The following is a 15,531-nucleotide window of genomic DNA, read 5'->3' as shown; positions in this document are numbered from 1 at the left end:
ATAAAAAGCTCACAAGAAAAATTTAACGAAATAATGTTTTTTAACGATGAAGAATTTTTATTAAACAATTATTTTTTAAATAAAAAAAGAAAAAAAATATAAATTAAATATCTATTTTACTTATTTTAACAATTTACATATACAATAAAAAAGTCTAACTTAATTGGTAGACTTTTCTTATTGTATATAATTTAGGAGCATTTTAGGAGCATTAAAAAATAATTACTCTTCAATCCCTTTATTTTCAATGGTTTTTATAGGTATAAATCTATTCCCACTCTATCGTTGCTGGTGGTTTAGAAGATATATCGTAAGCTAATCTATTGATTCCCTTTACTTCATTTATGATTCTATTAGATACTCTTCCTAAGAATTCATATGGAAGGTGTGACCATGTAGCAGTCATGAAGTCTATTGTATCAGCAGATCTGAGTACTGCTGTATATTCATAAGTTCTTTCGTCTCCCATTACTCCTACAGATTTCACAGGTAATAATACTACGAAAGCCTGACTTACTTCTTGATATAAGTTAGCAGCTCTTAATTCTGAGATAAAGATATCGTCTGCTTCTCTTAATATATCAGCTTTTTCCTTATCTACAGCTCCGATTATTCTGATTCCAAGTCCTGGTCCTGGGAATGGATGTCTGTCGATCATATGATCAGGGATACCCAATTCTCTTCCAACTTTTCTAACTTCATCTTTAAATAATTCTCTTAATGGCTCTAATAATTTAAAATCCATCTCTTCTGGTAATCCACCTACATTATGGTGAGATTTGATTGTAGCAGATGGTCCTTTTACAGATTGAGATTCGATAACATCTGGGTATATAGTACCTTGAGCTAAGAATTCTGCATCTTTCATTTTTTGTTTTTGTTCATCAAAAATTGCAATAAATTCATGACCAATTATCTTTCTCTTAGTTTCAGGGTCTGAAACTCCTTCTAATTTACTTAGGAATCTTTCTTCTGCTTCTACACACTCTATATTCATATGGTAGTGTTCCCCATAAGTTTTCATTACTTTTTCAGCCTCGTTTTTTCTCATAAGACCTGTATCTACGAAGAAACAACTAAGTTGATCTCCAATAGCTTTATGGATAAGTACTGCGGCTACTGATGAATCTACCCCACCAGATAGAGCTAAGATTACTTTCTTATCTCCTACAGTTTCTCTTATTCCTTGTACTGTTTCTTCAATGTAGTTACCCATTGACCAGTTTTTTTCACACTTACATACTTCTAATACGAAGTTTCCTAACATCTTAGTTCCTTCAGCTGAATGAGTTACTTCAGGATGGAATTGTACGTTATAAATCTTTTTCTCTGCATTGTATAAAGTAGCTGTAGAAGAATCTGTATGAGCTAATTTTTCAAATCCTGGAGCTATTTTTGTAACATGATCCCCATGTGACATCCATACTTCAGTTTCTTTTGACACTCCTTTAAAGAAAGGATTTTCTGTTCCATCAATTATTACTTTTGCTTTTCCAAATTCTTGTTTGTCTGCTCTAGCGACTTCTCCACCTAATAGATGTTGAGTAAGTTGCATTCCATAACAGATTCCAAGGATAGGTATATCAAGTTCAAACATTGCTTTATCTACTGTAGGAGCTCCGTCTAAATATACAGATGCAGGTCCTCCAGATAAAATAATTCCTTTTGGATTTCTAGCTTTTATCTTTTCTAAATCTTCAAAATAAGGAACGACTTCGGCATAAACACCCATTTCCCTTACTCTTCTTGCAATCAATTGGTTATATTGAGAACCAAAATCTAAAATAACTATACTATTCTGTTTCATTTCATCCTCCTATAATAAAAAAAACTCCATATAAATAAGATCGCTGCATCTACAGTGAACCTATCCAAATGGAGTCTATACTTTTAAAGTTTAGACTTTGGGTTAGAATTCATTCATAGATACTAATTTGAGGTTAGTCGTAGATACACCGGACCGTATTACCGATTTATATGAGTTATATTAATAATAAATTTTAAAGAATGGTACCATGTTTTTTCTCGTATGTCAATGTCTTAAAAAAATCTTCTTATGCTAAACTTAAAGATTTATCAAAATCTGAAAAGAAAGATAAAAGAATTATATAATAATTAAAAAAGTATGTTATGATTTATCTTAATTAAATTATTTTGGAGGATACTATGGAATTTATATATATTGGGCTAATTTTTTTCTTTTCAACCTTTGTTCAGGGATTTACTAGTTTTGGATTTTCTTTAGTGGCTATTCCGTTACTTTCATTGTTTTTAGATACCAAGTTAATTATAATTGTAACCGTGACCTATAGCCTCATAATAAATGGAATTATAGTTAAAAAATACTATAGAGACACTAAGTTGAAAAAAATAGTTCCCCTGTTAATCTCAGCAATTATTTTTACCTTTGTAGGAGTCTCCTACCTTCAGATTATAAATGAATATATTTTAAAATTGATTATCGGGGTATTACTTGTGATAATTGGTATCATCAATAACTTGGGAATAAGAATTAATTTTAAAAAACCAGAAAATTACTATCTCCCTGTAGGAGCAGTTTCTGGAGTTTTAAATGGTATTGGTGGTATTTCAGGACCTCCTGTTCTAGTATTTCTATCAAATATAGATTTGAATAGATCTCAGTTTAAAGCAACGCTATCATCTTACTTTTTCACTCTAAATATCGTAGCTATACTTACCTATATTTATAAAGGGTTTTACACTTCTAAAAACCTTGAGATAATTTGGGTCTACCTTCCCTATGTAATTATTGGTACTGTGATAGGAATATATACCTCAACAAAGGTGGAGGAGAGACTCTTTAAGAAAGTCATTAACTTTGCTATACCAATAATGGGATTAAATATAGTATGGAAGTTATTTTGATATATATAATCAAAAGAGGGCTATATTGTATAGCCCTCTTCCAGTAAACTTATTTATTTCTAGATTTATAGTGAGTATGTAACAAATGATGACTTTTATGTCCCCCAGGCTTACCTAAATAATCTTCATAAAGTTTTTTTACCTCTATATTTTCATGAGATTTTCTCAAAATAGAGTTTTCATCTGAATTATACAACCCTATTTTTCTATCTGCAACAACTCTCATATTATCTGGAGCAGGTGCTCCTCCCCCATTTAAACATCCACCAACACAAGCCATTACTTCAATGAAATCAACTTCTGCTTCACCTTTTTTTATTGCCTCTAAAAATGGAGTTGCATTCTTAATCCCATTTATTACTGCAACATTCACTTCTTTTCCAGCTAAGACCAATTTAGCCCTTCTTACACCTTCAAATCCTCTGACCTCTTTATATTCAAGCGAATGACTAGTTTCTCCTAATACATCAGAAACTGTTCTAAGGGCCGCTTCCATTACTCCACCAGTTGAAGCAAATAACCTAGCTGCTCCTGTCCCTTCTCCTAAGAGTTGATCAAATTCTGCCTCTTTTTCATAGGTTTCTAAATTTATTTTATTCAATCTAAATAGTTTAGCTAACTCCCTTGTTGTTATTACTAGGTCAACATCCCTATTCCCATTGTCATCTTCCATTTCATCCCTAATAATTTCATCTTTTTTTGCTGTACAAGGCATTATAGACACTGAATAAACCTCAGATGGATTTACTCCTGATATCTTTGGATAATAACTTTTAGACAAAGCTCCAAATATTTGTTGAGGAGATTTACAAGATGATAAATTGTCTAAAAATTCAGGATGATTAATCTCAGCATAATTTACCCATCCTGGGCAACAAGACGTAAACATAGGTAGTTTACCTCCATTTGTAAATCTGTCTAGAAATTCTGTTCCCTCTTCCATAATAGTCACATCAGCACTAAAATCTGTAGAAAAAACTTTGTTAAAACCTAAATCTTTTAGAGCTGCAACCATTTTTTTAGTTATATCTGTTCCTGGTAAAATACCAAATTCTTCCCCTATGGTATTTTTAATTGCCGGTGCCATCTGAACTACTATATGTTTAGCAGGATTTTTAAGATCATAATTTAAATTTTTAAGATCTATCTTCTCATGAAGAGCTCCTACTGGACATATTTTTACACATTGCCCACATGAGATACAATTAGTTTCCGCCACTGTATTGTGAGTCATTCCAATAGATCCATCCTCTTTTACACAGTAAACTCCAATACCTTGAATCTCATCACATACTTTCACACATTTTTGGCACTCTATACATTTATTCATATCTCTAACAAATGCAGATGAAGAATTATCTATAGGTAACTTCTCACGAGTCCCATCTCCTCTATTTTCTACACCATATTCATAGGATATATTCTGTAATTCACAGTCTCCCATTGCTTTTTCGCAAGTTAAACAGTCATTAGAGTGGTCTTTTAAGATCTCTTTAATCCTATTTTTTCTAAATACTTCTACTTTATCAGAATGAGTCTTTAATTCCATTCCATCTTCAGGATAGTTATCACAACTTGTAATTAATCCTTTTCCCAAAATTTCTACTGAACAAACTTTACATACTCCAGCAGGGCTTATATCTTCGTGATAACATAGAGTAGGAATCTCGATTCCCATTTCATTTATATTTTGTAGAAGAGTTTTTTCTGTATCAAATATAGATTTTTTTTGATTTATTATAACTTTTACTTTCACTATTTTTTCACCTCATATTTTTCTATAGATACAGTTACTAATTTTAATTCTGGTTCTCCAGATTTTTCATCTAAAGCTTCTGCTCCTGTTAACATATTTGCTGATCCTTCTGCAAAATGGAAAGGCATAAATCCAGTTCCCTTTAAGATTTTTGTAGTTTCTAAAACTTTTGTTTGAATAGCCCCCCTTCTAGAAGTTACAGTTACCATATCTCCATTTTTTACTCCTATTTCTTCACAAGTTAATGGATTTAACTCGATATAAGATTCTGGTGATTTTTCATGCAATCCTTCTGTTTTGGCAGTCATAGTTCTAGTATGGTAATGATATAAGTTTCTACCGTTGGTCAATACATATGGGTATTTTTCATCTACTATTTCTGCTGGTAGATCATATTCTACAGGGATTAATAATCCTTTACCTCTCATAGGTCCATCTACATGAAGAATAGGTGTTCCAGGATGATTTTTATCTTTTACAGGCCATTGTAATCCACCTTTTTCTATCCTATCATAAGATATTCCTGCATATTGAGGTATCAATCTTGCCATCTCATCCATAATATCTGATGGACTGTCATAATGTACGTCATACCCAAATTCATTCATAAGCTCCATAAATATCAACCAGTCAGCTTTGGCTTCCCCTTGACCTTTTATAGCAGCTCTTACTCTTTGTACCTTTCTTTCTGTATTTGTAAATGTCCCATCTTTTTCAGCAAATGAAAGTGCTGGTAAGATTAAATCGGCATATTTAGCCGTTTCTGTCATAAAGATATCTTGAACTACCAAGAAATCTAAAGATTTTAGTGACTGGATAATATGGGTAGTATCTGGATCAGATACTACTGGGTTTTCACCCATGATAAATAAGAATTTTAGATCTTTATGATGAGCCGCATCCATTATTTGTGTTATAGTTAATCCTATTTTTGAAGGTATCTCTACCCCCCACTCTTTTTTGTATAATTTTCTAAATTTTTCATCTTTAATACTCTTATATCCAGGCAGTGTATCTGGGAATGCACCCATGTCACATGATCCTTGTACGTTATTTTGCCCTCTCAAAGGATTAATTCCTGTTCCAGGTCTTCCTATTTGTCCTGTTATTAAAGCTAGGTTTGATAGTGCTATTACACCATTTGTTCCTGTTTTAAATTGAGTTATCCCCATTGCATAATAGATTGAAGAAGCTTTACTTGTTGCATAGAGTCTTGCAGCTTCTACTATTTTTTTAGGAGCTACTCCACATATTTCTGAAGCCATCTCTGGAGTGTATTTTTTTACCATTTCCTTTAACTCTTCATATCCTTCAGTATGCTTTTTAATATAATCACTATTAACTAAGTTTTCTGAAATAATTACATTAATCATTCCATTTATAAGAGCTATATTAGCTCCTACACGCACTTGCATATATACGTCAGCATCTTCTGATAGATCTATTTCTCTCGGATCAGCCAATATTAATTTAGATCCATTTCTTTTGGCTTGTTTTATCTTCGCTCCTATTACAGGATGATTTTCCCTTGGATTTGATCCTATTACAAATATTAAATCTGAATCTTTTGCTTCCTCGATACTGTTTGTCATAGCTCCACTTCCTAATGTAGTTACAAGACCTGCAACTGTTGCGGAATGTCAGAGACGGGCACAGTGATCTATATTATTGGTACCCATTGAAACTCTCATTAATTTTTGAAATAAGAAATTATCTTCATTGGTACATCTAGCCGAAGCTAATCCTCCAAGTGCTTCAGGACCAAATTCTCCCCTTACTCCATTAGCCTTAGATACAAACAATTCATACGCTTCTTTCCAAGTAGCCTCTCTAAATTCACCATTTTCTTTGATTAATGGTGTTTTTAATCTATCTGGATGGTCTATAAATTTATATCCAAATTTCCCTTTTACACATAATAATCCATCATTAGGACTAGTAAATACAGGTTCTACTCCTACTACTTTGTTCTTCTTAGTAATAAGTTCAAATTGACATCCAACACCACAGTATGAGCAAGTTGTCTGAGTTTTTTTAACTTCCCATTTTCTATATTTAGTCTTTTCTTTGGCTTGAAGAGCTCCTACAGGACATACACTTACGCAATTTCCACAAAATACACAGTTAGAATTATTTACTACTGTGCCTCCAGCTACCATTACTTTCTTATTTTCTATGTCTAAAGTTAACACGTCATTACATTGCTGTGTTTTACATACTTCTACACATTTTCCACATGAGATACATTTATTTGGATCTATATCATAAAATGGATTACTTTTATCTAAAGGAAGTTCCTCTCTACATTGATTATGCTTTTGTTCTACACCATATTCATAGCAATAATCTTGCAATTTACAATGCCCTGATTTTTTACATACCAGACAATCTAAGGGATGATCTATTATTATTGACTCTAGTATTGCTTTTCTTTTTTGTATAACTTCTGGAGTATGGGTTTTTATTTCTAAACCCTCTTCTACCACTACAGAACATCCCTTTACTATTTCACCATTACACTCTACAGCACAGATTCCACACTTATCTTCTATTTCGAATCTTTCATCATAACAGAATGTCGGTATAATTTGCCCTGCTGATTCTGCTGCTTGGCAAATAGTCATATTTTTTGAAGTTTTTATTTTCTGACCATTTATATTTATTGTAACCATCTTAAGATATCCTCCTACAAAACTTAAAAACAACTTATTTTCACTTTACTAATTAAAAATTTCACTTTAACATTGATAATTTTACATCTTCGACTAGAATAAATCAACAATTATTTTCATATAGGTTAACAAAACATTTATATATTTAACACTATATCCATTGGTTTTAAGAATATTTTAATTTAATTTAACATTTATACCTTAACAATGGTATAATTATCAAAAATAAAAAAAGGGGGAAATTAAGACTATGTATCCAGTTTGTGAAGAAATTAGTGTAACTTTGTTTATAAACAGTACAAAATTCATAACATTTATGTGTACTCCTGATGATTTAAAGGAATTAGCTATAGGTCATCTATATACACGAAACCTTATTGAGAATATAGATGATATTGACTCTATTAGAGTTTGTAATAATCTAAAAAATATCTATATCATATCTGAATTTATCTCTATAGAGGAGGATCTATCTTTAAGTACTGTATTATCTAGCTCATGTGGAAGTTCTCCGAGCTTTAATCTAAAATTAAATCAAGTGTTAGATTCTGATATCTCATTTGATCTAAAGGCATTAAAAGATGCCACTATAAAAATGTTTAAATTAGCAGTAAAACATCAGGAAACAGGAGGAATGCATAGTTGTGCTGTATATAATACAAAAAAAGACCTAATAGCTATTGAAGATGTAGGTAGGCACAATGCTGTAGATAAGGTCATAGGAGCTTGTCTTATTAAAAACTATGATTTTAAAAATAGTGCAATTATCTCTACTGGTAGAATTTCTACCGATATGGTATTAAAATGTGCTGGTGCAAAAATTCCTGTAGTTGTGACTAGAAGTATTCCTACAAGTTCCGCATTGGAATTAGCTAAGCAAAATGGAATTACAGTAATTGGGAGAATAATGTCTAGTAAACCTATCATCTATGTGAATGAAGGTAGGATTTTAAAATAGAACAAACGGATTTTTTAAATACAGTCAAAAAATTTGCCATTTTATTATCGTACTTATTTTATTGGAGGAAATCATGAAAAAACTTATTTTTACACTACTATTATTAATATCAATAGCTAGTTTTGGAGCTTCAGACCAACTTCTGTTAGCAACTACTACTAGCGTTAGAGATAGTGGTCTTTTAGACTATATATTACCTGGATTTGAAAAAGAAACTGGAATTGACGTTAAATATGTAGCAGTTGGGACAGGTCGTGCTCTTAAGATGGGAGAAGATGGTGAAGTTGACGCTCTTTTAGTTCATGCTAAAACATCTGAACTTAAATTTATCAAAGAAGGACACGGAAGAGATAGAATACAATTTATGCACAACTTTTTTATTGTTGTAGGACCAGAAGATGGAAAAGAATTCAAAAATTTACACGATGCGCTTACTCAAATAGATAAAAATAACTATAATTTTGTAACTAGAGGAGACGACTCAGGGACAAACAAAAAAGAAATTTCTCTTTGGAAAAATGAAGATATAAATACAGATACAGATTGGTATGTATCAAGTGGAAATGGTATGGCTGCTACACTTAAAATTGCTAGTGAAAAAGGATATTATACCCTTACAGACATGTCTACTTACCTTCACCTTAAAGACAAGTTAAATTTAGATATCAAAGTAAATAACGATCAAAACTTAATAAATGAATATAGTGTTATGACTATAAACCCAGATAAAAATGATATGATCAATTATAAAAATGCTAAAATATTCATGAACTGGATCACATCTGATGAAACTAAAGAACTTATCTCTACATATGGAGTAGAAGAATTCAAAATGCCATTATTCATAGTTGAATAAACTCATTTTGTAAAGAATAAAATATTAAAAAAAGGGAGGAAAATTTTGATAGGAAGAAGTGTTTTAGGAGATTATGTAAAAGGAACAAATATAGAGTGGCTTTTATCCAATGGATTAGGTTCATTTTGCTCTAGTTCCATAAATGGAAACTTAGCTCGTAGTTACCACGGTATGTTTATCAAATCTTTTATTCCTCCCCTTAATAGAATGATGACTTTTCATAAAATTGAAGAGAGTTTAAATGGAACTGATTTATTTACTTATAAAACAATTTATGAAAATAAAGAATATATCCACCAAGGGTTTAAAAATATTGAAAGTTTTGAAATCAATCCATTTCCCAAATGGATTTTTTCTATAAACGGCACTCTTTTAGAAAAAGAAATTTTTATGCCTTTTGAAAAAGAGATGGTAGTTACGAAATATCGTATCTTAACCTCTGGCAGAGAAATCAATAAATTGGACACTAATTTATTTTTTGATTATAGAGATTATCACGATGTTTCAAATAAAGAAAATTTTGATTTAGAGGCAAAGGATAACAAGGTTTCTTTTTCCGATAAATCTATGTATATCTATACTAATGGGCAGCTAGATGAGATTCCTTTTTCTGAAAAAAAGGAAGATTTTTATGGAAATATAATCCCAGGAAATATCAGAAAAAATATAGCTTATGATATTGAGTTAGGAGAAAGAGGTAGAAAAAACTTAGGTTCTAGTTATAATTTATTAAAAACATCCATTTCACTAAAAAAAGGAGAAGATTTTTATATCATCGCTTCTTTTGACAAATTAAATAAGATAGATTTAGACATAAATTTATTGTATCAAAATGAGATAGAACGAGTAAATAAACTAAAAGATATGACCTCTAAAGAAAATACACTCCTACGTGATTTAGCTATTGCCTGTGATGATTTTATTACATATAGAAAAGGGATCGACGGGAAAACTATCTTAGCTGGTTATCCATGGTTTGGTGACTGGGGTAGAGATACTATGATTGCTTTACCTGGTCTTACTCTCTCAACAGGAAGATTCGAAGACGCTAGGTCTATATTAAAAACATTTGCAAGATACTGCAATGAGGGGATGCTTCCCAATGTATTTCCTGCTTTTGAAGGTGAAAAATTACAATATAATACAATTGATGCTGCACCATGGTATTTCTTTGCAGTATTAAAGTATCTTGAGTATACCAATGACTATGATTTTATTGAGGAGGAAATCTATTCTACATTAAAAAATATAGTTTCTCATCATACAAAAGGTACTCGTTATAATATTCATATTGATGATAATGGATTTTTAAATGGCGGAGATAAAGATACCCAACTTACTTGGATGGATGTAAAATATAAAGGCTGGGCTGTAACTCCTAGATATGGTAAACCCGTTGAAATCCAGGCTCTTTGGTATAATGGAATGAAACTAATGGAGGAGTTAAGTAATAGGTTTGAAGAAGATGACCAAACCTATACAAATCTTGCCAATAAATTAAAAGAAAATTTTGAAAAAGAATTTTGGAATGAAAAAGATCACTGTCTATACGATTACATAAGTGAAGAAAAAAATAATGATATTAGACCAAATCAAATATTTGTTGTCTCACTTCCCCATCCTCTTCTAACGGAAAAAAAGGAAAAATTAGTAGTTGATAAAGTATTTAAACATCTATATACTTCTCATGGTTTAAGATCATTAGATAAAAATAATCCTCATTATAAAGGGATTTATTTCGGGAACCTATATGACAGAGATTCTTGTTACCATCAAGGAACCGTCTGGGCTTGGCCTATAGGACACTTTATTGGTGCATATAATAAGGTCTACAAAGATAAATCAGAGAATAAAATACTACTCAATGGATTAATTCAACATTTTTATAATGAAGGATATATTAACTCTATCTCGGAAATTTTTGATGGAGATAAACCATTTAAAGCTCGTGGATGTTTTTCTCAAGCTTGGTCTGTATCAGAACTTTTGAGGGCACTAAAGGAGTACTGCTAAAATTTATAAATGATAAAAAAAGGTATCACAAAGTTCATTTAGAATTTTGTGATACCTTTTTTCATTTCAATATTTTTTTTGCCTCTGCCATCCTCTGACCAGCAGTAACCATTATTATCAAGATAAACACAGTTACTATAATGTTTATATACCGAGGAAATAAAATCATCCCTGAAAAAAATATAAAACCTTCTGTTCTTTCTGCTAAACCCACTTGATAATAGAAAGATTTTTCACTTATTTTTGAAGACAATGTTCCAACTGTCAAAAATATAGTCATGCTAATTATGATACTAGATGCAAGGAGAAAAAACAAAAAACTACTTTTTGGATATTTTATAGCCAGTGCCAGCATTATTCCAATTTCTACTATCCGATCAAAAGTAATATCCATAAGTGCTCCAAAAGGATTAGATCCTTTTAATCTCGCAATAGTTCCGTCTACAGCATCTAAAAGACCTGAAATCCATAATAAAATCACTCCTACTAACGAATATCCTAAATATATAGAAAAGGAAACACTAAGGCCTAATATCAAAGCTATAATCGTGACTTGATTAGCACTAAGTCCAACTTTTATAAATCCATTTGCAAGACATTTAATTATTGGTTGTACATATTTTCTTCCGTGTGTATCTAACATATTTCCTCCCTATTCCCCTTATGGTAAAACTCTAGATAGACAATTTCTAGACTGTCTCCTCCCATAAGTTCAAAACCTTTTTTACTATTAATTTACACCAATTAAATTTTATCACAGCCTAACTGTAGACACTACCACCAAAGAAATGTTAGTTTTATTCGTGATCAAAACTTTTGGCCTTAATTCTTAATTTTCTATTATCTTACTCTTGTAAATTTTTTCAAAATAAACCTTATTCCTAACTCAAATAATAAAATTCCAACAACATTAAAAAGGATAAACAAGATAGCATATACTGCTCCGACTACCTTATCCCCACTACTTAAATATGGAAACATCAAGATTGGCAGAGTAATTATCTCTCCTCCTCCTATAAGGAGGGTCAAAATATATTCCGACAGAGATATCAATATAGATATTGTGGATCCAATCAATATTCCAGGAAGTAATATAGGTAAGATAATATACCTATACATCTGAAATTTTGAGACACCATCAATAAGTGCCGATTCTTCCAACCTGTTAGGGAAGCCTTTGAAACCTCCATAAAGACTGAGGAGTACATAGGGGAAACTAGGTATTATATTAACTAAAATTACTCCTAATAAATTATCTGTTAGTCCATAGATTATCATACTACGATGGATTCCTAATATAGATAACAGAGATGGGACTATCAAAGGAGCAAATAAAATAATCATATAGATCCCTTTAAATCTACTTTTTTTCCTGAATAAAAATCTAGCTGCAGGTATAGCTAGAAATAGATTTATTATAGCCACAGTATAGGCAATTGATAAATTATATCCCATTCCAATCCATGTGGATCTGCTTTTTAGTACATATCTATATCCATCTATGGAATAATTAGAAGGTAGTATCTCTCCAAATCTCCATCCACTAGATATAGAGCCTAGAACTAAGGGAATAAAAGGAAATAAAACTACCAATATAAATATTAACCCTGCTATTATAATTATTTTTCTAATTCTAATTCCACCCTTTCTCCTAATGACCTATTTAATTTATAGACAATCAGTGCCACACTAGCAGTCAACAATATAATTATACTATTTATCACCATTACTTCTTCCCTATTAACTATACTATTCCTAGCATATTTTTCATATGCTAAAACCGACAGGGTTCTAGGATAAGTTACTCCCAAAAGATATGGAACTTCAAATGAAGCAAATATATGAGCAAAAACTACAAATAATGAGCTCAAATAGAGAGGAAAAATTATTGGTAATACTATCTCTTTAAAAAAATGATATCTATTTACTCCATATACTTTCGCCACGTCTAACCACTCATTATTTATTTTTATCATTGTTGAATAAACCATGAGAATAACAAAGGGGCTTGCTTTCCACCCATAGGTTAATATAATTGAATATCCATTTCTCTCGTTGACCAAAACTAAAAAATCATCCATCCTGTGAATACATCCCAATCTATAACATATAGTAGATATGATTCCACTTTGACCAATTAGAGTAGAAATCATATATCCCCCTAAAAGATAGGGAATATACATAGGGGATAAAAAAAACATCTTTATCCCATTTAATTTTTTTAGACTGATCTCTGTACTGAGAAGGTAGAGAATATATATCCCCAAGAGAGACACTCCTCCCACTAAAATTATAGAGTATAAGCTTAATTTAGCTGTATAAATCAATGAATTTAAAAATTCACCTTTATTTATTATTTTTTCTAATAACTTATAATCAAATATTTTTTGAAAAGATTTTAATATTCCACTCCAAAATAATATCGACATCACAACTATACTAGGTAATATCCCTAGATGTTCCTTAACTCTTTGCCACTTTTTCATACCATTCATCTTTTATCCTTTCTGTTACCTCTGGAGATAACTCCTCCAATTGAGGGGTAAATAACTCTTTCTTCAATTTTTTAGTAACTGCTCCATCTCCCCATACTGAAGATTTCATTTTTTCCTGTTGAGGATCATTTGAGATCATATAGTTTATAAAAACCAAAGCTGCTTCTGGATTTTGTGTATTTTTAGCTATAGTTAAATAATGATTATTTGTAAAACTTCCGACATTCATCACATATGCGTACGCATCTTTCGGAAACTCTCCTAAAGTCACTTTATTTTCTACGATACTAGGAGTATAGCTGATAGAATAATCAACTTCTCCATTAGCAAATAACTCATGATTTCTCTCTGAAGATTCGGGATATGTTTTTCCCTCTCTCCATAGATAAGGTTTTATTTCGTTTAAGTAGTCCCATACTGGTCCCATCTCTTCTACTGTAAAATCATCTCTCCCTAATATATCCACAGATAACGTTCTTATAAAGGCGTTTCCTACAAAATCATTAGGGTTTGAATAAGTAAATCTACCTGGATTTTTTATCACCCATGATCTAAGTTCTGCTGCTGTTTTAGGAGGATTTTTTACTTCTGTTATCATTATAAAATTAGCTTGTCCTATTGGTGCTTCTAACCCTTCTACCGGTTCCCCAAAATCACTTTTCAAAGCATTTGAGTCTACTTCCTCTATATTTGGTATTTTAGAATTTATATTTCCAAGCAAAATTCCGTTAGTTTTAGCAAATTTAAAATTTTCTCCATTAAGCCAAATAACATCAGTACTTCCATTTGTTTTATTGGCTTCTTTCTCGATAACTAATTTATTCAGTGGCTGTCTGATATCTGTAATTGGTACCCTCTTTAAAGTTATATTATATTCTTTTTTTAAATTAGGAGCTATAAATTCATCATAATATTTATTTATTTTCTTGCTCCCCCCCCACATTGTTATGGAAACACTCTGTCCATTGGCATTCTTTTTAATTTCTTCCCAACTCATATCCAAAATATATTTTTTAGAAATTTCTTCTTTTTTTCCACAACCTATCAATAAAAGACTTATTAATATTAATAAAAATATTAATTTTTTCATTTCTTCCCCCTTTTTATAAACAATTGGATTCTTCCCACAATTATAGCATAGTTATAACCTTATATTTGGAATGTTTAATTCCATGTAAAGACTCTTAAATTATTCTTCTAATTTTATTTTCTTTTATTTAATTCTTTTTTAGATTTAAATCTATTCATCCATTGTTTACTTGTCCCTTGAGTTCTTTTTATAGCCGAATCTTTAGTATATCTCTCTCCAAATATTAGATCTAAAATATGTACAGAATCTTTCCCTCCACTCTCCATCGATTGCCTACATGCAGCACAATAACTTACTATATGATCAGTATTGTATTCAGCTACTCTCTTCTTTATAATTGTATTAGTTACCTCTGGATTAGCTGTTGCAACCATTCCACCTAATCCACAACACCTTGTATTTTCCCTTGTATAAAGAGGCTCTTCTATTTTATATTCCATTTGCTCTAAAATTTGTCTGACACCATCTTGAATTTTTTTATTATACCTAGTAGGACATGAATCATGGATACCAAACACCACATCTGATCCCTTTCCAATACCTTTAGCATGTTCAGGTAGTCCTAACTCTGGGAGGAGTTCCCAAAGTGATACTACCTTTTGATTAGGGCTATTCTTTCTAAAAATCTCATAACATGATTGACATGCTACAATTATCTCCTCTGCTCCTAATTCATCAATAGAATTTTGAACTAAACTATATCTTTTCTTGAACTTCTCTTCTTGTCCTAAATCCTTAGTTGGTTTCCCACAGCATTTTAAGATAGACCCTACCTCACCATTACATTTTTCTTGAAGATAATCTA

At 31.2% G+C, this 15,531-nt stretch carries 12 protein-coding genes and 1 riboswitch; of the genes, 4 read left to right on the top strand and 8 right to left on the bottom strand.

Annotated elements, in window-relative coordinates; genetic code table 11:
• Positions 1–268: 268 nt before the first annotated feature.
• The gene (gene guaA, locus WBG30_RS01115; protein WP_424502800.1) at positions 269–1,807 is read right to left on the bottom strand and encodes a glutamine-hydrolyzing GMP synthase; all 1,539 of its coding nucleotides are present in this window, start codon (positions 1,805–1,807) and stop codon (positions 269–271) included.
• A gap of 96 nt (positions 1,808–1,903) precedes the next feature.
• Positions 1,904–2,001: riboswitch (purine riboswitch) on the bottom strand.
• A gap of 165 nt (positions 2,002–2,166) precedes the next feature.
• Between guaA and WBG30_RS01110 the strand changes: the two genes are divergently transcribed.
• The gene (locus tag WBG30_RS01110; RefSeq protein WP_424502799.1) at positions 2,167–2,886 is read left to right on the top strand and encodes a sulfite exporter TauE/SafE family protein; all 720 of its coding nucleotides are present in this window, start codon (positions 2,167–2,169) and stop codon (positions 2,884–2,886) included.
• 49 nt (positions 2,887–2,935) lie between these two features.
• Here the strand turns inward: WBG30_RS01110 and WBG30_RS01105 are convergent, their stop codons facing one another.
• Together WBG30_RS01105 and fdhF are read right to left on the bottom strand one after the other, a co-directional pair.
• Positions 2,936–4,642: a [FeFe] hydrogenase, group A gene (locus WBG30_RS01105; protein ID WP_424502798.1), complete on the bottom strand. Its 1,707-nt coding sequence runs from the start codon at positions 4,640–4,642 to the stop codon at positions 2,936–2,938.
• Positions 4,642–7,314, bottom strand: a complete 2,673-nt coding sequence (gene fdhF, locus WBG30_RS01100; RefSeq protein WP_424502797.1) for a formate dehydrogenase subunit alpha — start codon at positions 7,312–7,314, stop codon at positions 4,642–4,644. Before fdhF ends, WBG30_RS01105 begins: the two co-directional genes overlap by 1 nt.
• A gap of 250 nt (positions 7,315–7,564) precedes the next feature.
• On the opposite strand from fdhF, the gene fdhD reads away from it, so the two are divergent.
• From fdhD to WBG30_RS01085, 3 genes are all read left to right on the top strand, one after another.
• Positions 7,565–8,272 carry a formate dehydrogenase accessory sulfurtransferase FdhD gene (gene fdhD, locus WBG30_RS01095; protein ID WP_424502796.1) on the top strand — a complete coding sequence of 236 codons (708 nt, stop codon included), beginning with the start codon at positions 7,565–7,567 and terminating at the stop codon, positions 8,270–8,272.
• A gap of 73 nt (positions 8,273–8,345) precedes the next feature.
• Positions 8,346–9,128 (top strand): substrate-binding domain-containing protein, encoded by a 783-nt coding sequence (locus WBG30_RS01090; RefSeq protein ID WP_424502795.1) that lies wholly within the window; start codon positions 8,346–8,348, stop codon positions 9,126–9,128.
• Between the two features lie 45 nt (positions 9,129–9,173).
• Positions 9,174–11,141 (top strand): amylo-alpha-1,6-glucosidase, encoded by a 1,968-nt coding sequence (locus WBG30_RS01085; RefSeq protein WP_424502794.1) that lies wholly within the window; start codon positions 9,174–9,176, stop codon positions 11,139–11,141.
• A 61-nt stretch (positions 11,142–11,202) separates the two neighbouring features.
• Here the strand turns inward: WBG30_RS01085 and WBG30_RS01080 are convergent, their stop codons facing one another.
• The 5 genes from WBG30_RS01080 to WBG30_RS01060 all read right to left on the bottom strand — a co-directional run.
• A complete protein-coding gene (locus tag WBG30_RS01080; RefSeq protein ID WP_424502793.1) occupies positions 11,203–11,784 on the bottom strand; it encodes a CDP-alcohol phosphatidyltransferase family protein in 582 nt (193 codons plus the stop codon).
• A 197-nt stretch (positions 11,785–11,981) separates the two neighbouring features.
• Positions 11,982–12,734, bottom strand: a complete 753-nt coding sequence (locus WBG30_RS01075) for an ABC transporter permease (protein ID WP_424502792.1) — start codon at positions 12,732–12,734, stop codon at positions 11,982–11,984.
• A gap of 26 nt (positions 12,735–12,760) precedes the next feature.
• Positions 12,761–13,627 carry an ABC transporter permease subunit gene (locus WBG30_RS01070; protein ID WP_424502791.1) on the bottom strand — a complete coding sequence of 289 codons (867 nt, stop codon included), beginning with the start codon at positions 13,625–13,627 and terminating at the stop codon, positions 12,761–12,763.
• Positions 13,605–14,726, bottom strand: coding sequence for an ABC transporter substrate-binding protein (locus WBG30_RS01065; RefSeq protein ID WP_424502790.1), 1,122 nt, complete (start codon positions 14,724–14,726; stop codon positions 13,605–13,607). Before WBG30_RS01065 ends, WBG30_RS01070 begins: the two co-directional genes overlap by 23 nt.
• A 113-nt stretch (positions 14,727–14,839) precedes the next feature.
• The coding region (locus WBG30_RS01060; RefSeq protein WP_424502789.1) for a heterodisulfide reductase-related iron-sulfur binding cluster at positions 14,840–15,531 on the bottom strand (692 nt) is incomplete at its 5' end.

The organism is Psychrilyobacter sp. (genome assembly GCF_049671765.1).
Lineage (GTDB): Bacteria > Fusobacteriota > Fusobacteriia > Fusobacteriales > Fusobacteriaceae > Psychrilyobacter.
This window is presented reverse-complemented; position numbering and strand designations above follow the sequence as displayed.